The organism is Firmicutes bacterium HGW-Firmicutes-1 (assembly GCA_002841625.1).
Taxonomy (GTDB): Bacteria; Bacillota; Clostridia; order Lachnospirales; family Vallitaleaceae; genus HGW-1.
Genome location: PHAG01000011.1, coordinates 41,523 through 64,093 on the forward strand (window position 1 = coordinate 41,523; position 22,571 = coordinate 64,093).

The 22,571-nt window shown below is 32.6% G+C and carries 18 protein-coding genes; 3 read left to right on the top strand and 15 right to left on the bottom strand.

The window, feature by feature from the left end:
- Positions 1–143: 143 nt before the first annotated feature.
- Entirely contained in the window at positions 144–839 is a 696-nt protein-coding gene (locus CVU84_14100; protein ID PKM93710.1) for a DUF3298/DUF4163 domain-containing protein, read from the top strand.
- 25 nt (positions 840–864) lie between these two features.
- Here CVU84_14100 and CVU84_14105 read toward each other — a convergent pair whose 3' ends face one another.
- Positions 865–1,635 (bottom strand): Maebl, encoded by a 771-nt coding sequence (locus CVU84_14105; GenBank protein PKM93711.1) that lies wholly within the window; start codon positions 1,633–1,635, stop codon positions 865–867.
- Positions 1,636–1,886: 251 nt separating this feature from the next.
- Here CVU84_14105 and CVU84_14110 point away from each other — a divergent pair, with 251 nt between their 5' ends.
- Positions 1,887–2,615: a hypothetical protein gene (locus CVU84_14110; protein PKM93712.1), complete on the top strand. Its 729-nt coding sequence runs from the start codon at positions 1,887–1,889 to the stop codon at positions 2,613–2,615.
- 181 nt (positions 2,616–2,796) lie between these two features.
- Here the strand turns inward: CVU84_14110 and CVU84_14115 are convergent, their stop codons facing one another.
- Entirely contained in the window at positions 2,797–3,597 is an 801-nt protein-coding gene (locus CVU84_14115; protein ID PKM93713.1) for a hypothetical protein, read from the bottom strand.
- 221 nt (positions 3,598–3,818) lie between these two features.
- On the opposite strand from CVU84_14115, the gene CVU84_14120 reads away from it, so the two are divergent.
- Positions 3,819–4,877 (top strand): hypothetical protein, encoded by a 1,059-nt coding sequence (locus tag CVU84_14120; protein PKM93714.1) that lies wholly within the window; start codon positions 3,819–3,821, stop codon positions 4,875–4,877.
- A 91-nt stretch (positions 4,878–4,968) separates the two neighbouring features.
- Here CVU84_14120 and CVU84_14125 read toward each other — a convergent pair whose 3' ends face one another.
- From CVU84_14125 to CVU84_14185, 13 genes are all read right to left on the bottom strand, one after another.
- Complete coding sequence (locus CVU84_14125) at positions 4,969–7,026, bottom strand: hypothetical protein (protein PKM93715.1); 2,058 nt, start codon at positions 7,024–7,026, stop codon at positions 4,969–4,971.
- Between the two features lie 4 nt (positions 7,027–7,030).
- A complete protein-coding gene (locus CVU84_14130; protein ID PKM93716.1) occupies positions 7,031–8,605 on the bottom strand; it encodes a hypothetical protein in 1,575 nt (524 codons plus the stop codon).
- Complete coding sequence (locus tag CVU84_14135) at positions 8,602–9,363, bottom strand: glycosyltransferase (protein PKM93717.1); 762 nt, start codon at positions 9,361–9,363, stop codon at positions 8,602–8,604. Before CVU84_14135 ends, CVU84_14130 begins: the two co-directional genes overlap by 4 nt.
- Positions 9,364–9,392: 29 nt before the next feature.
- The gene (locus tag CVU84_14140; GenBank protein ID PKM93718.1) at positions 9,393–10,547 is read right to left on the bottom strand and encodes a hypothetical protein; all 1,155 of its coding nucleotides are present in this window, start codon (positions 10,545–10,547) and stop codon (positions 9,393–9,395) included.
- A 24-nt stretch (positions 10,548–10,571) separates the two neighbouring features.
- On the bottom strand, positions 10,572–11,270 hold the full coding sequence (locus tag CVU84_14145) for a hypothetical protein (protein PKM93719.1): 699 nt from the start codon (positions 11,268–11,270) through the stop codon (positions 10,572–10,574).
- On the bottom strand, positions 11,263–12,060 hold the full coding sequence (locus CVU84_14150; protein ID PKM93720.1) for a glycosyl transferase: 798 nt from the start codon (positions 12,058–12,060) through the stop codon (positions 11,263–11,265). Before CVU84_14150 ends, CVU84_14145 begins: the two co-directional genes overlap by 8 nt.
- A gap of 59 nt (positions 12,061–12,119) precedes the next feature.
- On the bottom strand, positions 12,120–13,550 hold the full coding sequence (locus CVU84_14155; protein PKM93721.1) for a hypothetical protein: 1,431 nt from the start codon (positions 13,548–13,550) through the stop codon (positions 12,120–12,122).
- Between the two features lie 66 nt (positions 13,551–13,616).
- Positions 13,617–14,762, bottom strand: coding sequence for a hypothetical protein (locus CVU84_14160; protein ID PKM93722.1), 1,146 nt, complete (start codon positions 14,760–14,762; stop codon positions 13,617–13,619).
- Between the two features lie 324 nt (positions 14,763–15,086).
- Entirely contained in the window at positions 15,087–17,780 is a 2,694-nt protein-coding gene (locus tag CVU84_14165) for a hypothetical protein (protein ID PKM93723.1), read from the bottom strand.
- 112 nt (positions 17,781–17,892) lie between these two features.
- Positions 17,893–18,900, bottom strand: a complete 1,008-nt coding sequence (locus CVU84_14170; GenBank protein PKM93724.1) for a hypothetical protein — start codon at positions 18,898–18,900, stop codon at positions 17,893–17,895.
- A 47-nt stretch (positions 18,901–18,947) separates the two neighbouring features.
- Positions 18,948–20,213, bottom strand: coding sequence for a glycosyl transferase family 1 (locus CVU84_14175; protein PKM93725.1), 1,266 nt, complete (start codon positions 20,211–20,213; stop codon positions 18,948–18,950).
- 47 nt (positions 20,214–20,260) lie between these two features.
- The gene (locus CVU84_14180) at positions 20,261–21,328 is read right to left on the bottom strand and encodes a hypothetical protein (GenBank protein PKM93726.1); all 1,068 of its coding nucleotides are present in this window, start codon (positions 21,326–21,328) and stop codon (positions 20,261–20,263) included.
- A gap of 22 nt (positions 21,329–21,350) precedes the next feature.
- Positions 21,351–22,571 carry a hypothetical protein gene (locus CVU84_14185; protein ID PKM93727.1) on the bottom strand — a complete coding sequence of 407 codons (1,221 nt, stop codon included), beginning with the start codon at positions 22,569–22,571 and terminating at the stop codon, positions 21,351–21,353.

A 22,571-nucleotide genomic window follows, 5' to 3' on the forward strand; every position in this document is an offset into this window, starting at 1 on the left:
TTCATGTGTACGTAAAGTATAATTTTAGTGGCAAAATGAATCCCCCAAAGCTTACGTTTGAGGGAATAATATAAAATCTTCTAGTTTTGATGTGACTCGCAAAGTTGTACCTCGCATATAATGTTTCTAGGGAGGTGATTGTTATGCAACGACCAACAAATAAAAACGCAGATGTCTATAATCGGGATATTCATAAGACCTTTACATATAATTCTATCGATATGCTAACGATTGATATTTCTTACCCTCAAATACGTTTGAATCAAAATCTAACTGCTCAAAAGCATATGAACACGTATTATCAACAACAAGTCAATCAATTTTATGAATATGCATCAATTGACCTTAGACAAGCTGCCCTAGAATCGTACCAGTATAGACTTATGAATAATTTCCCCTTTTTGAAGTATGAGGCAGTTATGAAATATACTGTCACCCTGAATGCAAATTGCTTATTGAGCACTTATTTCGATCAGTATGAATTTACTGGTGGTGCACATGGAAATACCGTTCGCTCATCAAGCAATTGGACTCTAAAAGATGGTTATATAATCTCTATGAAAGATCTCTTTCATAATCATCAGGATTATAAACAGCTCATCATCAATCAGATCAGAAGCCTTGCAGATCAACAAATACAACAGAACCCAACCATTTATTTTAGTACTTATCAGGAGCTCATCATTCAGAATTTTAATCCTGAGAACTTTTATCTAATACCTGATGGCATAGCCGTCTATTATCAACAATATGAAATTGGCCCTTACGCTAGTGGAATAATCGTATTCGATATTCCTTATCAAAAATTGGGAATCACTTCCCCAGGGTGTCTCCCCTAAGAAGCGTTCACTGAATGCTTCCCAATTACTTTCCACCTTTATTAGGTTCTTTATTTCTAATATATTTTACACCCCTACTTGAATTGCTCGTTTTTGTGGTTCTAATCTCAAATTGCTTAAGAGAAGCAACAAAAGGTGTAAGTTTTGAATATCCATAGTTTCTAGTGTCGAAATCGGGGTATCTTTTATTAAGAGTACTACCCAACTCTCCTAAAAATGCCCATCCGTCTTCATCAGAAATCTCCGTAATGATTGTTTTGATGGTTTCAATTAGTTTATCTGTGCTTGTCATACCCACTTCAGTTTCTTCCTTTACCTTGGTCCCTTTTATGTTACTCTCTTCTGTATGTTCTGTAGTGATTGATGCGAGCACTTCCAGATATTTAAATTTCTCACAAGCTGATATGAAAGGCGTAGGTGTTTTCTTTTCTCCCATCCCTATAACATACATACCAGCTTCTCTAAGGCGAGCCGCTAGTTTAGTAAAATCACTATCACTAGATACAATACAAAAACCATCAACATTATTAGAATAAAGTATATCCATAGCATCAATTATTAAAGCTGCATCTGAGGAGTTTTTACCTGTTGTGTATGAATATTGTTGTATCGGGCTAATTGAATAATTAAGCAATACATTCTTCCACGATGCCAATTGAGGTTTGGTCCAATCCCCATAAATTCTTTTATAGGTAGGTGTCCCATGATTTGAAATCTCATCAATAATGTACTTAATATATTTATCAGATACATTATCTGCGTCAATTAGAACCGCAATTTTTTTATCCTTATCCATAGCTGATCTCCTTTTCTCTTGTATCAATCTTTTCTTTTTGATAAACTAAGTAATATAATCGCCAATGCTCCCCCACCTATTAAAAAGAATCCTAATAGTAATATCAACATAATAGATATTCCCATTTTCATACCCCCTTTTCTTTTTTGTAACCAATCCGACCAATTACCTTTCTATTCATTATCCCATATTGTTTGAACAATATCAATTAATATGTCCATAAGGTGTAGGCGAACTCTTTTGGATGTGGTATGATGAGCTCACTATTCGTACTGGAGGCCAATGCTATGCCTATTATGGGTAAAAAAATGCTTGAATTATATCATCAACTCGACAATCACATCATGACGCACTATAACTCTCCTAAGCAAAAACAAGCGCCTTGTGCAAAAGGTTGTGCTTCTTGCTGCAGTCAATTTTTCGAAATTTCTACCATCGAATTCCTTGTCATCTTGAATCAACTAAAAACCATTGAGTCAGATCTCCTTGAAACCTTTCAAGAAAATTCGAAGGTACTCATGTCTTTGTTCAAGGAATATCATCATAATTTTTTTGAAAGCTATTTTAATGATTCTAGCCCAAACAGTGTAAACCAAACTTACTATCAGCATCCTGAACGATTTAAAATACACTTTCCATGCGTATTTTTATCCAAAGAAGGCGCTTGCCAGATCTATCCGGTACGACCCTTTGTATGTAGAACAACTGGCGTCGGCTATAAACGTCGGTTTGAATGGGGCCCTATTTGCAATGAAATCCACAATGGTTTTTTAGCTTCTTTTTGGCAAGTTGATTTGCGTAAGTTTTTGCCTGAGATTGATGCTATTTCTTGGGGTGTAAGCTTAAGACAGTATCCAATGTTTTATTTTATGTTCGAGTACTTCACCAACCATTCCAATCCCTTTACAAACTCTTTACTAAAAAGCTGTTTCGAGGATTCTGAGGTTGATTTTTTAGAAAAGCTCAAAGAGAGAAAATAATGCTAATTTCATAATGAGCAAAAAAAACTTGGTAATTAAAGCTTTCACTTATATCACCAAGCGCTTATGAAACTAATTCATATTCAATGTACCAAAACCTCCGCATTCCCTAAGGTTCGTAACCGAATGCAAGCTTCATTTGCACATTGTTATACTAAACAGTAGTTTCTATATTCTATACTTATTGTACATCATTATCTATGAAATCACTTTTCGGTAGTTCATCAAAAATGCTATTCACCTCAATAGTCAAGCCTTCAAAATGTGAAGATACTACTTCTTCACCTGCTTTATAAACCATAAAGAAGTCAATCTGACGTTCAACAAAATAATAGGCCATTATCTGCTGATTTTTAGAATCTATAATCCAATACTCCCTAACCCCTGAAAGCATATAGGTATTCAACTTATCTACCATATCCCTGCTTCTTGTACTGACAGATAATATTTCCAGTACTAGAGTAGGCGTCCCCATATATGTTCCATTTGACTTTAAATTACCTGCCAGATCGCAAATAACAAATAAATCAGGCTGCATCACATCTGGATCCTTAATATCAGGCTTATGAAAATGTATATCAAACGGTGCCAACATGACCCTACATTTCTTTCCTGCAAAAAAGGTTTTAAACTCCATATACAAACTGCCTAAAATCTCTTGATGCCATAGATTAGGTGAAGACAATATATAAATTTCTCCATTGATAAATTCCATCCTGAGGTTGGTTTTTTCATTGATAATCATAAATTCTTCATAAGAAACCTTTTTCCCACCATATTGATAATCTAGTGCATTTTCTTTAACGGTAAAATACTGTTCAATATCCGTGACATAGGGAGTTAATCTAGCAATCTTATTACCATTTTTTGTGATTACTACATCGTTTTGATTATCACAAACACAATCCAAATGTTTTCCTAAATTCTGTTTCAATTCTGTAGCCGTTATTACAATTCCTTCTTTATAAGCACTCTTACTCATACAATCACCTCCAATTTCAGATTATCATACCGTACACTTTAAGTCAAGTATATCGTGCGATATATTTTTATATACTGTATGATTTTATTCTGCGGATGCATCTTTTAACCGAATGGAAGCTTGCATTCGGTTACGAAACCGTAGCGAATGCGGAGGTTTTGTAACATTTACAGCTTATACTTTATTCCAACTTATTCCATTACCACATATTGCTTGTTGATATGTTCTCTACAAAGCTGTTACACTTATGCCTGGTGATTCACTTAACTTTCCCAATTGAACGGCAAAACAATCAATACAAACACCGTAATAAGGAGGTTCAAATGAAAAAACTATTAGGTATGATCGTAACATTCACATTTCTTTTATCCTTTATGAGCATTAGTCTTGCTGATTCTTATGTCATGCATACAGTCAATGACGGAGATACTTACTGGAAACTATCTAATGCTTATCAGCAAAATATGAATAGCCTGTTAGCATTAAATCAAAAAAGCACACCAGACTTAAATGTTGGTGATTTTATTAAGATTAAATCTTTAAATAAGGACATCGGTATTTATGTAGATAGTGTAAAACTAAGTCCTGATTCAAGCCCTTATTTAGAAAATGACAGAACCTTTGTCCCTATCCGCTTTATTGCAGAAGCTTTAAAAGTAACTATTACGTGGGAAGATTCGACTTCAACTGCAATAATAAGTAACGGTAACAAAACCATCAAATTACCAGTAGGTTCAACGAATGCATATGTTAATGGCGTAAGTTACAAGCTAGATGCACCTATTAAAATTTATAATAATAGAGTATTTATTCCTATCCGATTTGTTTCTGAGATCTTGGAATGTAGCGTTGAATGGAATCAAGAAATGTATGCAGTAAACATTAAATCACGTGACTATAAAAACACCTCTTATTCTGAGGAGGATTTATATTGGCTATCTAGAATTGTCTCAGCTGAATCTAGTGGAGAAACCTATGAAGGGAAATTAGCTGTTGCAAATGTGATCATAAATCGAAAACAGAGTTATGAATATCCAGGTACAATTAAGGCTGTTATTTTCGACAACAAATTTGGAACCCAATTTACACCTGTTGCCAATGGAACTATCTACAACACCCCTACTCAAGAAAGTATCAGTGCTGCAAAAGATGCTCTGGAAGGTGTTAATAATATTGGCAAAGCACTCTTCTTTGTAAATCTAAAAGCTACTAGTTTAACCTGGATACAAAATAGTAGAACTTATTACAAAACAATTGGTAATCATGCATTTTATTTGTAGAAAAAGAGGGTTGTGTCAAAATTAATTTTGACTACAACCCTCTTCATATTTTTTAGAAATTTCTTGAAAGCTTCTATTCATTTACATCGCTTTATTTAACAACCGTTACATTCTCGCCTTTTCTACTACCATAACCTGTTAAAAAATCAATGACTTCACCAAAGGTTAGTCCCGAAACATCATGTTTATTATCCTTTATTGTTACATTCTTGTTTAATCCTGATAAATAAAAATACACAGGAAAATTAACCAATTTATTATTTGTTGCTTTGAAATTTTCAATACCTTTTTCAGCATTAAGATGAATGCCTATTTGCGAAAAAGGTTTCTTATAATCCCAAAGGGCAGTGCCATCTGTAATGCTACCTTTTTTCCCAGAAGGTGCTACAGTCGCTGATATTCCAGCTTTTATACATCTATACCATGCGCCATTTATAACAACTAAGTCATTCATCTTATAGTTTGTATTTGCTTTCCAGTAATTGAACACATTCTTAATTGTATTTCCCTCTATTTCCATCCCCGAAATAACCCCCGATGAATATTGATGAATTCCTCCATAATACCCTGGATTCACAATTGTATTCCCTCTGACTACCAATCCTGTAGCATAGATACCTGCGCTATCTGTTATGGGACGGTTTAATTGATCAGCTCCTGTATCTTCAATATAATTATTTTCTATTTTTGTGAAATAGCCTTCAATACCAACTTCTAAAACATTTTTAATATTGTTGTCATAAGCATATATATCGCCTGTATGCAGGTTATTATAAATGCCCCCACAACCATTACCATAATTCACCTTGCGAATTGATCCTATATTATAAATGGTATTCTTATGGATGTTTGTCTTGCTAAATAACAAATCCCCCTGATGCCTAAATAACTCAATTCCAAAGCTAGCTGTATCATGAATTGTATTAGATGCAATTGTAACCTCGTTATATTTTGAGTTGGATCCTCCAAGCCAGATCGCTGCTGGACCATGTATCTGTTCAAAAGTATTTTCTGAAATCACTATATTTTTCATCTCCGTATTCAAAGCATTTACCTTAACTCCTGCCCCGTAAGCAGTTGGAGATGTTAAATATTGAATGTTGGAGAAAGTATTCCCAGTAATACCAATATCTGTAGCATACCCAGCTATAGTAATAAAGCCTTCTGCATCATCTTTAACATTTGAAAAAGCTGATTTCTTAATATACATATTAGATACATTTTTAAGCACCATGCTAAAGTTCTCAGTCTTTATATCATAAAGGGTGAATCCATTCACATTTTTAACAATCATTTTTCCATTTATTATTTTTCCTGGGCCCATAATCGTTAAAGGTTTTTCTAAAGTAATTGTCTTCCCTGCCAAATTATAAGTACCGTCTTGAAGATAAACCATTTCTACAGCTGCGCCAAATAAATTGGTAAATGCAAAAGTATCATCCTTTATTCCATTGCCTGCTGCACCAAAATCCATCGGACTATATTTTACTACAAGCTTAGAAAGAGCATCCCCTTTAAGCAATCCTTTATCAATAAGGCTTTGAGCCAAGCTCTTATCCTGCCCCTTCATTTTAGCCTTCAAGGTTAAAAAAGATAATTTAGCTACATCTCCTCTTGTAAAGATGTCCTTTAAATAGACCTCTTCCCCCGCTATAATCCCTACTTCCCTTGCTTTTGTAATGGAACCACTCCAGCTAAAATCTCCTTTTTGATCATTATAGCCTAATGATCTTAGAACAAAGGTCATATAGTCTTTTACATCGAGTTTTGTTTCTGTCCCAAAGACTCCATTACCCGCTCCTTTTGTCAGCCCTTGCTCGTAAGCATAATTAACATATGAAACAGCCCAACTTGGAACGTCTTTAAAAAATGAAGCCTCATATTTTTTAGATAGTGCTTCTTCTTCTTTTCCTAACAATCTAATCAACATGATCAAGCCTTCAATTCTTGTTGGTTCACGATCTAATTCAAAACCAAGGGAGCTTCCTTTAAAAACACCTAGTTCAGATAATATGTTTGCATAATAGGGATCTGTGATTACCGCCTTTTCTTTTTCCTTTGCCGTTACCGATATACCTACGGTACTAATACATAACAATAATACAATAATAACAGTAAAATACTTCTTCATAAATCTCTCCTCCATCATAGCTTTATTTTAATTGAATCTTTCCATTGGTTATCCTTCTGTTCCCATACCCTGTAAGAAATTCTATATCTTCCAACTTGAAATTATCCACCTCATGTTTATTATTAGTAATATGAATTTCGTCAATAAACCCTGACAACCAATTAAAATATTTTATATCGAGTACATAATTGTTACTAATCTCAATTCGTTCAAGCCCCCCTACAGCATTTAGTTGTATTGCAGAATCAGCCAAAGGCTTTTTATAGCTCCATACGCATGTTCCATCCATGATACGCTCTAATGTTCCTGTTAAATAGACTTCACCCGAAATACCACCCTGGGTGCAGCTATACCATTTTTCTCCAGATACAACCACATCACCTTTATGATATGTTTTATTTGATTCCCAATAGTCAAAAACATTTTTGATCACATTATTTTTAATGATCATATCTGACAACACGTCATTTGAGAATTTATGAATACCTCCGTTCAAACCAGGATTAATAATTGTATTGCCTTTAACCATTGGACTTGATGTATATATTCCTGCATTATCTTCTATCGGATGATTAATTTGATCATAGCCTGTATCTTCGATGTAATTATTTTCAATTGCAGTATAATAACCTTCAATTCCCACTTCACGTACTCTTTTGATTGTATTATTAAGAACATATATCTCTACATTTTCTAAATTACTATAGATACCTCCACAACCCTTTCCACTAACTGTTTTTCTAATACTTCCAATATTGTAGATATCATTATTTTGAACATACGTATTTGTTACATTAATTTTTCCGTCGTATTGAAAAAACTCTATACCAAAGCTTTCTGTATCATGGATAGTATTATTATCTATAATCATTTTGTCAATAACTGCATTGTTTCCTCCTATCCAAATAGCTGAAGGTCCATATATTTGGTCAAATGTGTTTTCTGATATTTCTATATTGCTTAATGTTGTATCGTATGCCAATACCTTAATGCCACAGCCATATGTTGTTGCTGATGTTTTATATTGAATATTAGTAAAACTATTACGACGAATTAACAGATCTTTTACATTTTGACTAATCACAACAAATCCAAGAATATCACCATAAATATTTTGAAACTTCACATCTTCGATAGCGATATTTGATGCATTCGAAAATGTAATATCTACATTTTCTGTCTCTAATTGATGAAAGCTTATGTCCTGTGTATCATGTACAATCAGATGCCCATTTTTTATTTTCCCTGGGCCAATGAAAGATATTGGCTTATTAATGTAAATTGTTTGATTATTCAGATCATATACACTATTGTTAAGATTAAATACTCCATCTATAGCTTCCTCTAAATTAAGATTGGAATAAACATGAGTTGAATACAAGACTTCTTCTGAAACAAACTCCTCCTCTACAATTCCTATACCAATATCTTCTTGTATACCAACTTTGAGTTCACTAACAGTTCGTTCACGACTAATATATCCTTTCGTTAATAAGAACAAAATCAGTGCAATACAAAGAACGACTGGAAATATAGTTTGTTTGGTTAACTTGAAATTTATGTTATGAATCATTTGGGTTGGCTTATTCATTTTCATAAAATCTCCCTTTCTTCTAATTTTACTCCTTTCGTTAATAGGCTATAAAGGAATACTAGGTTCGTAATAAAGTATCTTTTCCAAAGACGTTTTGGTTCTTGAATTAATCTGAATAACCATTCAAATCCAACCTTCTGCATCCAATGAGGTGCTCGCTTGATACTACCTGCATGAAAATCAAAGGCAGCGCCTACACCCATCATAACGCCTCGATTAATTAGTTTCTTATGTTTTTTCATCCAAATTTCTTGTTTTGGTGCACCTAAACCAACCCATATAAAGTCAGGTGATAATCTATTGACTTCATTTACAATGATCTGATCCTCCTCTTTTGAAAGCTCTCTAAATGGTGGAGAATAGCTCCCAGCAATCTTAAGCTTTGGATATTTTATTGATAACTCCTGCTGCAGTCGACTAAGTGTATCTTCCGTACTACCATAGAAGTAATGACTATATCCATTAACATTGCTTACTTTCATAACTTCCTCCATAATGTCAGGTCCAGAGCACCTTTCAACACCAGACTTCATAAGAAACTTACCAAGCCACACCAATGGCATCCCATCAGGCGCTACTCGATCCGCTTCATTAAGGGTCTTTCTTAGTTGCTCATTTTTCATTGCTGTGACGATAACATGCACATTAGTGAAAGCAATATAACTCGCTTGCTTTTTATGAACCATATCTTGAATGTCCTTAAGCAAAGTTTTTCTATCTGTACAATTGACATGTACATTAAAAATATTTAAATATTTCATTTCATTCCCCCAATTTTTTCTATACTATATTATGAATACTCCAAGGGTAGTCTTTTCAAGCTATTTGTAACACCCTTTTCACTTTTATTGCCATCGATTGTTAGTTTACTAACAATTACTAATAATGGCATGATATATACCAATTCCGAATAAGTATAATATCCGTTTAAAAACAGCAATAATATAGTCAGCAAAACAAATTCCAAGCGGATATTTTTACAGTAAATGACGAGCAAACTTATATACATCAAAAGCCCAATTATTCCAAAGACAAAAAGCCATGTGATAACATCGTTATGAGCTCCAATACTCATACCAACTGACTTATAATTAACATAAATTAAGTAATCAAAGCTACTTCCCAATAATTTTTCTAGTGGATTAAATCCAACATATTCCATTAGATCTACTAACCAGAAGGTAGATCTTCCCGATGTTATATCCTCATTCGCCAATAAAAATTTCTGAACGATTAAACTGTTTTTTACTAGCAGATTAGAGAATATCACAATTATCCCACCTGCAAAAACGAATACAATAATATCTCTTAATCTTTTTATTTTTCTTATTAAGTAAACCAATACTGGTATCAATAAAGCAATTACAACAGTTCTAACACCTGTTAAGTTAATACCATATATTGGTATTATCGCTAAAAGTAACAACCATTTATTCATATATATAGCCGAAAGAATGATAATGAATAAAATAATAAACATGCAAGCGTAGGCCATTGTATGCGGATGATGCATACTCCCGGTAAAATAGGACTCTTCATACATATTGTAATAAGATGAGTCTTTTAACATCATAATTAGCAAATAAATATTAAGCCCAATCATATATAAAATCATTGGCGCCTTAAGCTTTACTAGTAAATCCTTAGCATGCAAAACAAATCCATCGTCCACGCTCAATATCGTCAAGATAAAGAAAATCATCATCTTGATATAGTCACTTTGAAATCCATATAAAACAATTTTAGTAGTTATTAACAATAGCAAAACTCCACCTATTGTATAAAAATCAGGATTATTTTGTTTTAAGAAAAACCACAATAAAAATAATATTAAAAACCCAATCTGCATTACATCACCAAAAACACTTTGATACCCGTTTATGATTCGAAAAACTGGAGTGAATATGATTATTATAATCAAGCTTCTTTCTATTAAGTAATGCATTGTTTTTTCCCCCTATCTTATCAATCATATTCTGATATGACGCTTCTTTTCTTTCATATTTGTTACAGTACCCAGAACAACCAAACCAGCTTCTTCCACTATAGCCTTTTCACTACTTATTTTTTTTGTATTGTTTACTCGACAACTCACCCATACAAATCCAATCAAAACAAACAAAACGGTGGTTTGTATTACATTTTGACGAAGTACTGGTGTAATTGGATCAATGGGGCTTTTCGCATATTGAAGGATTTGCAGATTATCTACACCCATAATTTCTTCTGCCTTTTTTATCCAAGAATTCGAGAGTTGATTGACAATACGCATTGAGTATTCTGGATTCTTATGTTTAAATTTCAAATATATAAAGCGTGTACCATGCATAACAACGATATCCAAATTTTTTTCCAAGCTACTATCAGTCAAATTATATTCTGATCTTTGTATGATCTCTTCTTGAACTTGTCCTGATTTCAATAATTCAATATAGTCATCCATTAATTCACTGTTAATCAGTTCTTCTTCTTTATTGAGTTGGCTATAACCTGTAGTCTTATTTCCGTTGTAAAGAGTAACCGTTGCTTCATAGGTTGGTTCAACAAAGTTCATAGTCACATAATAAGAACCAAGGGTTCCAATGATACCCATAGTCAAAATAACCCACACTTTACTCAGTATTTTTATATAGTAATCTCTAAAACTTATTTTATGATCATTACGCATCTCTTTTCACCCACTTTACTTTAAATCTTACTAATCTTTTTAAAGTTATCAAGATACTTTCTTTTCCAAAAAAGAATAGGCTGTAATAATCACCGAAGTATTTTTTGTTAATGTCTTTGTTTTCCTTTATTCCTCTAGCTCTTTGACTTTGGCTTACCCCATTCATAGTAAAGTAACAAATTGTATTATTAATATAATGCATTTTGACCTTATTCAAAATCATTCTAATCATGAAGTCATAATCTGCTGAAATATGATACTGATCATCATAAAGACCACACTGATCGTAGACACACTTTTTTATAATTGTTGAAGGATGCGAATAGTGTCTTATCCTTTTATAAATAGATTTATTGGCTTTTGTAAAATCCAGAGTAGAATCAATTGTCTTATACTCCTTGTTATATTTGTCTTTTTTAACAAATGCTATATTTCCACAAACAACATCAGCATAACTTATTACAAATCCCTTGTTAATATTTTCTAAGGCGTCATGCTCTAAATAATCATCACTATTAATGATTGCTATTGCGTCACCCGATGCAATTTTGATGCCTTTATTCATTGCATCATAAAGGCCTTTATCTGGTTCACTAATTAGTATCATTTTATTACCAAATTTATCCCTGTACTGCTCTATAATCGAAAGTGTTCTATCCTTTGAACCACCATCAACAATAATATATTCATAATTATCGTAAGTCTGTCTAAGTACCGATTCAATAGTCCTTTCAATGGTTTTTTCACTATTTAAACATACCGTTATTACAGTTATTTTAAGTTGTTTCATTCTTTTTACCTCAACAATTATCTCATCTTATTTTACTTTTACTAAGCCTTTTATTTTTATCAAGCTTTTGTAAACATACTTATAGCCGATATTCGTAATGTTCGTAGACCCATTTCCATGATTTTACTAATATTAATATTTAATTCATGAAATACTTTGAGTGGCCAAACCCAATTGTTATAACAAAGTTGAACTACCGATTGTGCTAGCATCATTCCTATAACTCCCATTTTAAAAGGACCTACTAATATGATGGATAAGACTACTATAAGTGGCCCCGAAATAATAGCTGATTTTACAAATGGCACTTCATTTTTAGTAGTAATTAAAGTGGCAAATGTAGAATGATTAAATTCAAGAAATAAGTAACCCGCCATTAACAGTGCTAAAGGAGCACTTAAAAATGATGTGTTTGATCCAATTAAAGCAAGCAATATATTGCCAAACAACACAACTCCTATGCTTACTGTAATATAACTTACCCAAAATATAACAAGTGATAAGCTAAACCTTTCCTTAAGCTTTTGAACATCATTGTTTATTCTTAATAATGAAAACTCTGGCAAAAGACTAATAAAGGGAATTCTTGAAATATAACCCAGCATTTGAAATACCTGTAAGGTCAAACCATATTTTGCAGTTGTCGCAAGATCAATAAAGCTAGAGCATATCAATGTACTTGCTTGAATTGTTAAAAAGGACCCAATCGAAACAATACCTTGTCTATACGCGTTATGCCATATGATTGAAAACAACTCTTGATCCCTAGAGTTTTTCTTGCGACGATATCTAGAAAACTGTTTCTTAATACCTTTCTCGTTAATAAAAAACTTCTTAGATACCTGTCTCAGAATGATTCCATTCATACAATAAGCTACGGAAACTGCTATTAACCCGTATCCAAGTAAAAGCCCAATCAATACTACTATAAGGAAGCCGCTCTGTGAAATAATTGTAGCTATTTGCGATTTCTTAATGAGACCAATTCCAGTTAACATCGGTATCCAATAGGAATAATATATATTAGAAAATGTTGCAAAACAAAATATAAACCATGCAAGCATAATCTGATTACCACCTTCTAAACCATTCACTAAGCTATGTATATAGATACTACCAATACTCAACATAATGACTAATGCAACTAAAGAAATAATAAAATACATTTTTTTAGATACCTTATATATGGAAAAAAATAGCTTGTAGTTGGGCTCCTTATTATGGTTACTATCCGTAATTACAATTCCTTCTTTTATGAGCTCTTTTGCACCTGACCAGCAATAAGATATGTTCCTCATGATCGTAGGTGAAAATCCAAAATCTAATAAGGTCACCAAACTACCTATAGATAAAAAAACATACCACATACCTAGCTCTTCCTCAGCTAAAAACGTTAGTACTAATGGTAGGATAATAATATTTGAACCCAGCTTTAAAAAATAACCTAGATAGCTCCATATAATATCTTTTTTATCGACTTTTATTTGCATAAGTTCCCTCTTTCATTTATTACATTTTTATTCGTTTATCATCATAAGCAGCCTTTATTACTTCGCTTATTGTACTTTTAATAAGATATTGCAAATTTCTTTATTCACTGTTTGATAACCAAATTGCTTGGCGTATTTAGTATTAGATGTACTGATTCTTTTGATATCAGGTAGAAGTTCTAACATTTTCATTCTTATGTCATTTGATGTCCCGTTCGTAAATCTACCATGTATCCCATCCTGAATCATTTCCGGTATTGCTCCAACCGGTGTTGTAACAATTGGCAGTCCCGAGGACAATGCTTCTAAAATTACCATCGGCAGTCCTTCTACGTCTGAATTCATAATTAATAAGTTCGCATCGTGATAATACTTTGGTAGCTCTTCTTGTGTTTTACTTCCTATAAGAACTACTTGTTCTTCTAAATGATGTTCCTTAATAAGGTTTGATAAGGCTTCATGCATCTCGCCATTGCCTATGATTTTCAGTTTATGTTGTAATGGCAAATCCTTATATGCCATAATTATCTTATCAATATTTTTATTCTGAGATAATCTACCTACATATACCCCCTGTATATGCTCTGTTTGAATGGGCTTAGATCGCTTAAACTGCTCTAAATCAATAGAGTTCATAACCTTCTCAACATTTTTGTTGTATTTTTTATAGTCAGTATATGTTGTAGTGTCTAAAACAAATACTTGATTAGAATGCTTTATTAAAAAGGTAATATAGCAATTAACAACAAATTTAATCATAACGTTTTTATATTTAGAAAATCTAATTTTGTCAAATAACGCATAATAGTTTCCATGTGAAAATGTAACAATTTCGAGCTTTTTATTTGCTAGCTTAACAGGTAAAAATGCTTCTGGCGTGTGTATATATACCATATCTAGTTTTAATCCTCTTATGACTTTTCTGTGCTTCATCAGTGCTTTAAAGAAGCATTTTCGCAATGAAACTTTTGGACTTTGAGGATCATTCTTATCACAGTAAATAGGTATAAATTGATATTTCTTTCCTCCAATCACTCTAACGAGTTGTTGGTCGACTTCGTTTTCATTTCTAGTAATTCCAATTAAAATAAGCTCTATTTCATGGCTTCGTTCCAATGCAATATATTTAATAAAAGATTGGATACTCGTTAGCTGCCCACCTACGGGATAGGTATTAAAATCACTTGTATCTACAATTGCAATTTTTTTCATTTGAATCCTCCTAGTACATTACAATTTCCCCTCGTTACTTTTCGTTTATCTCATAATGAATTTTAACTTGCTACACATACTACACATACTACACATACTACACATACTACACATACTATACTATAATTCTCTTTGCTATTTGTCAATATTAAATTACTATTATTTATATTATATTATATTATTACATTTTTCGCCTATATATTCTTCATGTTTCTACATTTTTCGTTCTTTTATCACCATTAAAATCAGGACTCCTATTTTACTAGGAATCCTGTACTAAAAAATGCTTTTCATTTATAAAACAAATGACAACCTCTAACATAATTATGCCTGTATTAAACCAAACCCCTTAAAAACAGGTGCTACATAACTTACAACCGCATTTCTTACAGTTGAAGTAACTGGATAGTTTAATGTTATTGCATTTCCAGATATTGTCATTACATAACGTGAACCTTGAATACCTACAATAAAGATCATATCACCTACATGTAAACCCGTAGCATTGTTTACAGTCATGACTGTACCTCCATTATCAACATTACCTGTAATACTTGAAAGTGTACCAAAAGTTCCTGAATTTATACATATCCAGCCTATATAACCCGATACTATGGGTGCAGAATGATAAACCATGTCCCCCGATCTCCAACTACCTGTTGTTGGTACATTATTAGATGAGAAATGTGGTTTCTCATAAATCAAACCATCACATATCCTTCCACCATAACCACCAAAATATGCGTATTTAGATACCATATTGCATTGGTGTACATTTCCACTGATGGTAATGTTCTTATTCCATGCTGATGAACTTAAACAAGTCTCTATTTCAAAAGCAACATTATCCTTAAATGCTATGTTTTCTATTCCTCCTATTGCATTTAAGCTAATCCCCAGCTTCGCAAATGGCTTCTTATAATCCCACTTACAAGTTCCATCAACGATGTTTGCACCAGTACCTTTAAGCATACTATTTGCTGATATACCTGCCTGTTTACAAACATACCACCTATTATCAGATACCACTAAATCTTCTAATACATAGGTTGTATTTCCCTTCCATGCTATAAAAGTATTTCTAATTATATTACCACAATAGTTTTTATCTACTATTTTACCATTTGAGAAATAATAGACCCCTCCATGTTGACCTGGATTTACAATTACATTGTTGATAATATTTTGTCCACCATCATAAATACTTGAACTATCGGTAATTGGTCTATGTAATTGATCGCAACCTGTATCTTCAATATAGTTATTAGCAACTAGCTTGAAACTGCCCTCGATTCCACATTCTGTAATACGCTTAAGCACGTTATTGGTAACAATGATGTCTAATGCTGTCGCACTATTAACAAATATACCTCCACAACCATTTCCAAAACTTAACGTTCGTATAGCACCTATGTCATAAATTTCATTACTATCTATAATACATTCCTTGAAAGATATTAATGAGAGTTGAAAGAATTCAATCGCAAAGCTTCCAGTATGATGTATTTTATTTCCTTGTATCGTAATTCTATTAAATTCAGATGTGCCACTTCCTCCCATCCATATTGCTGCCGGTCCATGGATATTGTACATTTCATTTCTTTTGATTCTAAGGTCAGATATTGTTTTACTTGTTATTTCAATTTTAATTGCACAACCATAGGTTGTATATGATGTCACATACTTGATGTCGCTAAACTTATTATCATAAATGTCTATATCACTACAGCTAGTATTCATGGTAATAAAGCCCGTAACATCTTTTGTCAGATTATAAAAAGTACACCCAATAATTTTAACATCCGAAGAGTTGTTAATTTCTAAGTAGAAAGCCTCTGTGTTAATTCCACTCATTTTGATATGGGAAGTGTTACTAATAAGGATTTTACCATTCTTCAATTTACCACCGCCAATAATTGTCATAGGTTTATTAATTATAAGTGTGCTTCCATTCAAATTGAAAGTACCATATGGTACATGTAAGGTAGCAAAAGGTGGCATTGCAGTAATTACAGAAGCTACCAATGCTGCTTCATTTGTATCATTTCCTAAACAACCAAATGCTTTTAAATCATAGGTGAGCCATTTTAATTGATTTTGTATAATGGTTAAATCCTGTGCCCCAGATGACAATGCTCCATACTCAAAACCGTCTTCAGTCCCATTTACAATAAGCGCTTTACCTGCATTCCCAGTCTTATTGGGTAGTATCTCCCCACCATCTAATCCACTATATTCATAGCCATCTTCTGTATGATTTACGATTAATGCAAGTCCTGCATGTGTAGCTTTATCTGGTAATGCATCTTGTTTTTGTGACCATACTGATTTCTCTATATCTGTGACAAATCTATTGTTAGAATCCTGTAGGATAATATCAGCTGTATGCTTCGTAGGATGTGTATAAGGCGTGGCAACGTTCATGACTCCACTACCATCTATGATGACGTTATTCCCTTGCTTTACTCCACCTAAAACAGCGCTTGTTGCCACTGGCAAAGTGTAATTTCCACTTGTACTTGCTACATTTGCTTCGACTTTACCTTCTGAAACCTTAATTACAGTTATTCCACCTCCAGTAAAATTAATCTCTGAAGCATTGTTTTCAACAGAAATACCGTCCTTTTTTATCGACATATTTATATCTTCATCATCTGCTAATTCTCTAGCAATTTTTTCTTGTGCTTTTTCCCATACATAGCCATTTACTGACAAGCTCCCTCCAGTAACTGCACCAATTCTGCATCTAAATTTTGCAAAGCCTGTTAAATCAACTTGCCATACTTCATTTTTACCTATTGTTTGACTAGCTGAGTTTCGTGTTGTAAGATTAACAGCACTTAACGGAACCCAATTACTTGAAACTTGTCCTTCAAAAATAACCAACGAGTACGTTGCAGTTCCACTTATTTCAATATTGATCATATTCGAAGTACCATCAATACTAAACTCAATACCATTTCCAATAGTTGTTGCTTCTGAATGAAAAGAAATATAATACATACCAGTATCATCCATTTTTATCATCTCCTAAAATCAATATATGAAAAAAGAGATACCCTTGTGTAGTGGATCTCACTTAAATTTTTCAATTAACGATTAAGAGTGAAGAACAATAGCATATGTGACTTTAATCATGTACTTCTCTTCGTTTCTTTGAGTGTTGATTTATAACCTCTTTGATTCTATTCATGAGTAAGTAAGATTGAAATGCTAGCTTAGACACTTTCAATTCTAACCAATTACTATTCAAATATTGCTTATAATAATGATATTGTGAATCGAACATCATCTTCATTTTGTTTGTATTATTGTGGCTCTTATTTGTACTTCCTCCTTCTTCATGAATGACCTTCATATTTTTATAAAATAGTGTTTTCTTATTTGCTTTAATTAGTTTTTCAGCTATGATTAATTCTTCACCATATAAAAATGTATACTCATCAAAGCAGTTAATATGATAGAAAGTACTTGTTTTAAAAATCATAAATGCCCCGATAACCCGATAACAATATTCTCCATTGAAATTCTTCATTAGATCATTCGTCATATTAAAATCAAAATACTTCATGAGTAAATGATTCAATGGATAGAATCCATAATAAAAAATAATTCTCTGCCAAATTGATAGTTTTTTATTAGGTGATTGTGTTTTTCCATCTAGTCCAACAACACTAGGCCCGATAAGACCGATATTAGGATCCTTCGCAAATTGACTGAGTACAATATCCAAATCTACTTTTTCTTCAAACAAGATATCATTGTTTGAAAAAATTAAGTATTCATCCTTAAACAACTCTTTAGAAATATCAGCACCGAGATTACAACCTTTTGCAAAACCTGAATTGTTCTTAGCCTCACAAAGGATGATTTTCATCGATGGTAACGTGTATAAATAACAATTCTCTATTTTTCTTAATCCATTAGTGATTCTAGATGCCTCAATGGCTTCAACTTTAGTAGCCAAATTGATTGCCTCAATCTCAGTATACATTTTATTAAAATTTTGATTATCTTTAGAATGATCCACTACAATTAAATTTATTGGCTTACTACAACAGATCATTTGCATTACATCCTGAATAAATTTTATAGTCCTTTCCGCTGAATAATAATCAATAACTATTAACGATACCATTTACTTTACCTCTCTTCTATCATTAGATAAATCCTTCTACATCAAATCTATCCATTACTTATAACTTTATACAATTCAATATATTTTTTTGCTATAACATCATAAGAATATTCTCGAATTACCTTTTTACGCGCATTCATTCCCAGTACATTGTTATTATTATTCGTTAAACACCAATAAATACCATTTGCTAAGTCATCAGAATCTAAAAACTTGGCCAAATACCCATTTTCTTTATGGTCAATAATATCGACAGGACCTTTTTGATTAAAGGCTACTGCACAGGTTCCGCAAGCCATACTTTCACTAAAGGTTTGGCCAAAGGACTCTTCCAGTGATGGACCAACAAAGACGTTTGCAGCATTGTAAACAATTGCTAAGGTATAATTGTCATGTAGTCTTCCCATAAACCTTATCACACCCTTTAAATCACTTGAATAATTACCATTGCTAGCTCCAAACACCAAAATTTCCAGCTTATTTCTTAGTTCCGGATAACTATTCACCAATATACTGATTGCTTCCTCCAAGTATTTGAAACCTTTGTATTTTGCATCGGTTCCATTAACCGCACCAAAACAAATGATGTATTTTTCAGGATCAATATTTAAAATTTCTCTACATAGGAGTTTGTCAATCGGTTTAAAAATATCTACATCTAATGTATTTGGTATTACTTCTATGTCCATGTTTGAAAGTAGAGAACTATTTTTGGCACACCCTGCCAACCATATACTAGGTGCAACCCATGATATATCTGATATTTTGAATATCTTTTGTTTTTTTGACCATATACGTCTTGAAAGGTCAGTATTTTTATTCGATTTAAGTGTCGGGCAATTACCACACTTATCAATATACTTATCACACTCATATCTAACATGACATCCTCCCGTAAAAGGCCAGCTATCATGTAAGGTCCATATTATTTTTTTATTTAGTTTTGATAGTTTTCTCAACGTTTTTAAAGAAACAAATCCCATGTTAATCCAATGTAAATTGATGATGTCCGCTTCTTTTATTAAAGGATGTTTTGAAATATCAAGACCGAAACCACCTGTTGAATACGGGATATTTTCTCTTTTTTTATATTTACTTCTTTGTAGTTGTTCACGTGCCGTTCTCAATTTAGAAAAGAAGAATCTATCCAATTTATTTTCAACTGCTCTTGTAACATTTGCATGATCACCTATTTTGTCTTGTACTAACATATATGATTCCACATTATTTCTCATTAACGCATCATGAAGCCGCAAGGCAGCTATTGACGCACCCCCCTGAGCATCAAATGTATTCACATGAACTACTTTCATCTTAAGTTTTTCTCCTCTCCACAACTCAATATATGCCCAATATTTACCTACTCCCCAGCAGACTTTACTCTTGACCCTAAAAATAATCTATTGGTAATTCTCGTTTTTTGTAATATCTTTATAGCAATTAAACTGATAATAATAATAACGATCGATATCACAGGAGTGAACACCATGTTATAAATAATCTGATTATCAGCAATAAAATCTGGTAGGACGTACAGTCTATAGGTAAGATAATATTGGATAATATAGATTCCTAAAGTATATTTCCCAATATAAGTTACCCCCTTAATAGTAAGATACTTAAGTGACGTTTTAACAACTTCCATAACAAAAACAACACCTACAAAGCCAGTTAAGTATCTATATAGGATAATGAATACTCTGTACCTAAAAACGCCTACATATAAACTCATTCCTGTAGTATATACATAGAAATCTTTTTTCCAAAAAAACAATAGAATTGGAAATGCAAGCATTGCTAATGGCTTGATATCTTTTATACAGCTTAGCTCCTTACCTTTGTTTTTATGGAATAAGTAGCCCGCAACAAAATAAGGATACATAAACTTGAGCAATAGCAAAATATAATTGTCTGGCAAAATCAATAAAATTGCAAAAATCGCAAAATACGCAATGAGTTTATCTTTAAAATACCTTTGAATAATGGATACAATGATCGTACAATAAAAAACTACCCATAGGTACCAGAATTCCTCAGGTAAATCCTTTAGATATCCAATCAGATACTCCATCACCTGTTGATATAAACTTATCCCGTTGCTTCTATAATAATTCACAACAAAATATAAGGTTTTATATACAAAACTCCAAGTTATAATCGGTATAATCAATTGAAAAAACTTGCTTTTAATAAGCGTTTTTATATCCCTGTTTTTTATCGAATACATAAATAAGTATCCACTTACAAACATAAACAAGGGCATGTGAAAAGAATAAATTACAATGAACACCGGATTCAAGAAAAAATCGATGCTACTATCTAGCGCAAATTGTATAGTATGCCCCCAAACAACTAAAAAAATCGCTAAGCCCTTAAGATAATCTATAAAAATATCTCTATTCTCAAGTTTTTTCACTATTTGTTCCATAACCTCACCCTCCAACTATTGATCAATTAGAAGACTTCAATGATAACCATTTAAGTAATTCTAGCCGAATAGACGGGCTCGTTGTATTTTTAATAAGAATACTCATTTTCTCTTGAAGCTTCATATCTTTTCTAAAAAAGAGATTATAAGCCATTCGATGAATCCATGCTATAGGTAATAAAAATGAATGCTGTGTTGCATACCAATATTTGTCCTTTAATTCATTTTTACTTGGGAAAAATATACTAAGTGCTTGTGCTTTGTTAGAATGATTTAATAATATATGCTGAGCAACTTGTTCACCATTCTTTTTACCAAATAGACCATCTTTGAATATCTCTTGTATAAAACAATCTAAATAGCATTCATATTCTTGCTCATCAACCATTAGATTTTCAGGTAATTGAAAATTCAATAGTTTATGTACTACATATAGTACCATTTTTGTAAAGCACTCTAGTTCATACACCTTAATCTCATTGATCAGTATATTAACATCTAATTCATTTTTTTCAATAATTAGAACCAAATCTGCTAATTGTCTTAACCCAAAACCTGTGTAAATAAAATGTTTTGCCATATGTAAGAGCATATAAACAGCATGATTTATTGGTTTAGGCAATTGTAAATCTGTTCCCTCAAAATTCATAGTCATACAATTGTTCCATAGTTTCTCTTCAAAACCTTCCGTATGAAATAATTGCTGATTTGAAAATAGTTGATGATGAATTTCAAGGGTAATATACTTATTATGCTTATAAACTTGTACACAAGAGGATGCCGAAGTGGGCTTCATATAGTACCCCACCGATCTAAGTAGTTGATCTATTTTTTCTTGGTCGCAGGGATTTATCAATAAATCGATATCACTCATGGTTCTCATTTGCGGTACTGGATAAAGATACTGCAAATACAAACCCTTTAATCCAATGAACTGGATTTTTTCCTTTGCAAACGCTTCAAAGAGCTTACCTAGGAATTTCCTATTAGACACTTGATATATGCAGGTTGCATGTATGATGCCCTTCCAAGAATCTAGCGGATTCGTTAAAAACCATTCCTCTGGTATCTGCCTTTGAATGAAAGGATAAATGATCGTGTGTACTCCCTGCTCTTTTGCTTCACTAAATACTTTGCACCAATAATCCTGCGTATATTTCTTATCATCAACAGACATGCTTAAGAACTGTCCTCTTATTGATAAGGCCAACAGTTTTGTTAGTTCCGCTTGTATGAAATCCAT

Excerpts from the sequence above, each read along its gene's own strand:
- CVU84_14100 (PKM93710.1), top strand. The coding sequence starts at position 144 with ATGCAACGACCAACAAATAAAAACGCAGATGTCTATAATCGGGATATT.
- CVU84_14105 (PKM93711.1), bottom strand. The coding sequence starts at position 1,635 with ATGGATAAGGATAAAAAAATTGCGGTTCTAATTGACGCAGATAATGTA.
- CVU84_14110 (PKM93712.1), top strand. The coding sequence starts at position 1,887 with ATGATGAGCTCACTATTCGTACTGGAGGCCAATGCTATGCCTATTATG.
- CVU84_14115 (PKM93713.1), bottom strand. The coding sequence starts at position 3,597 with ATGAGTAAGAGTGCTTATAAAGAAGGAATTGTAATAACGGCTACAGAA.
- CVU84_14120 (PKM93714.1), top strand. The coding sequence starts at position 3,819 with ATGTTCTCTACAAAGCTGTTACACTTATGCCTGGTGATTCACTTAACT.
- CVU84_14125 (PKM93715.1), bottom strand. The coding sequence starts at position 7,026 with ATGATGGAGGAGAGATTTATGAAGAAGTATTTTACTGTTATTATTGTA.
- CVU84_14130 (PKM93716.1), bottom strand. The coding sequence starts at position 8,605 with ATGAAAATGAATAAGCCAACCCAAATGATTCATAACATAAATTTCAAG.
- CVU84_14135 (PKM93717.1), bottom strand. The coding sequence starts at position 9,363 with ATGAAATATTTAAATATTTTTAATGTACATGTCAATTGTACAGATAGA.
- CVU84_14140 (PKM93718.1), bottom strand. The coding sequence starts at position 10,547 with ATGCATTACTTAATAGAAAGAAGCTTGATTATAATAATCATATTCACT.
- CVU84_14145 (PKM93719.1), bottom strand. The coding sequence starts at position 11,270 with ATGCGTAATGATCATAAAATAAGTTTTAGAGATTACTATATAAAAATA.
- CVU84_14150 (PKM93720.1), bottom strand. The coding sequence starts at position 12,060 with ATGAAACAACTTAAAATAACTGTAATAACGGTATGTTTAAATAGTGAA.
- CVU84_14155 (PKM93721.1), bottom strand. The coding sequence starts at position 13,550 with ATGCAAATAAAAGTCGATAAAAAAGATATTATATGGAGCTATCTAGGT.
- CVU84_14160 (PKM93722.1), bottom strand. The coding sequence starts at position 14,762 with ATGAAAAAAATTGCAATTGTAGATACAAGTGATTTTAATACCTATCCC.
- CVU84_14165 (PKM93723.1), bottom strand. The coding sequence starts at position 17,780 with ATGGATGATACTGGTATGTATTATATTTCTTTTCATTCAGAAGCAACA.
- CVU84_14170 (PKM93724.1), bottom strand. The coding sequence starts at position 18,900 with ATGGTATCGTTAATAGTTATTGATTATTATTCAGCGGAAAGGACTATA.
- CVU84_14175 (PKM93725.1), bottom strand. The coding sequence starts at position 20,213 with ATGAAAGTAGTTCATGTGAATACATTTGATGCTCAGGGGGGTGCGTCA.
- CVU84_14180 (PKM93726.1), bottom strand. The coding sequence starts at position 21,328 with ATGGAACAAATAGTGAAAAAACTTGAGAATAGAGATATTTTTATAGAT.
- CVU84_14185 (PKM93727.1), bottom strand. The coding sequence starts at position 22,571 with ATGGATTTCATACAAGCGGAACTAACAAAACTGTTGGCCTTATCAATA.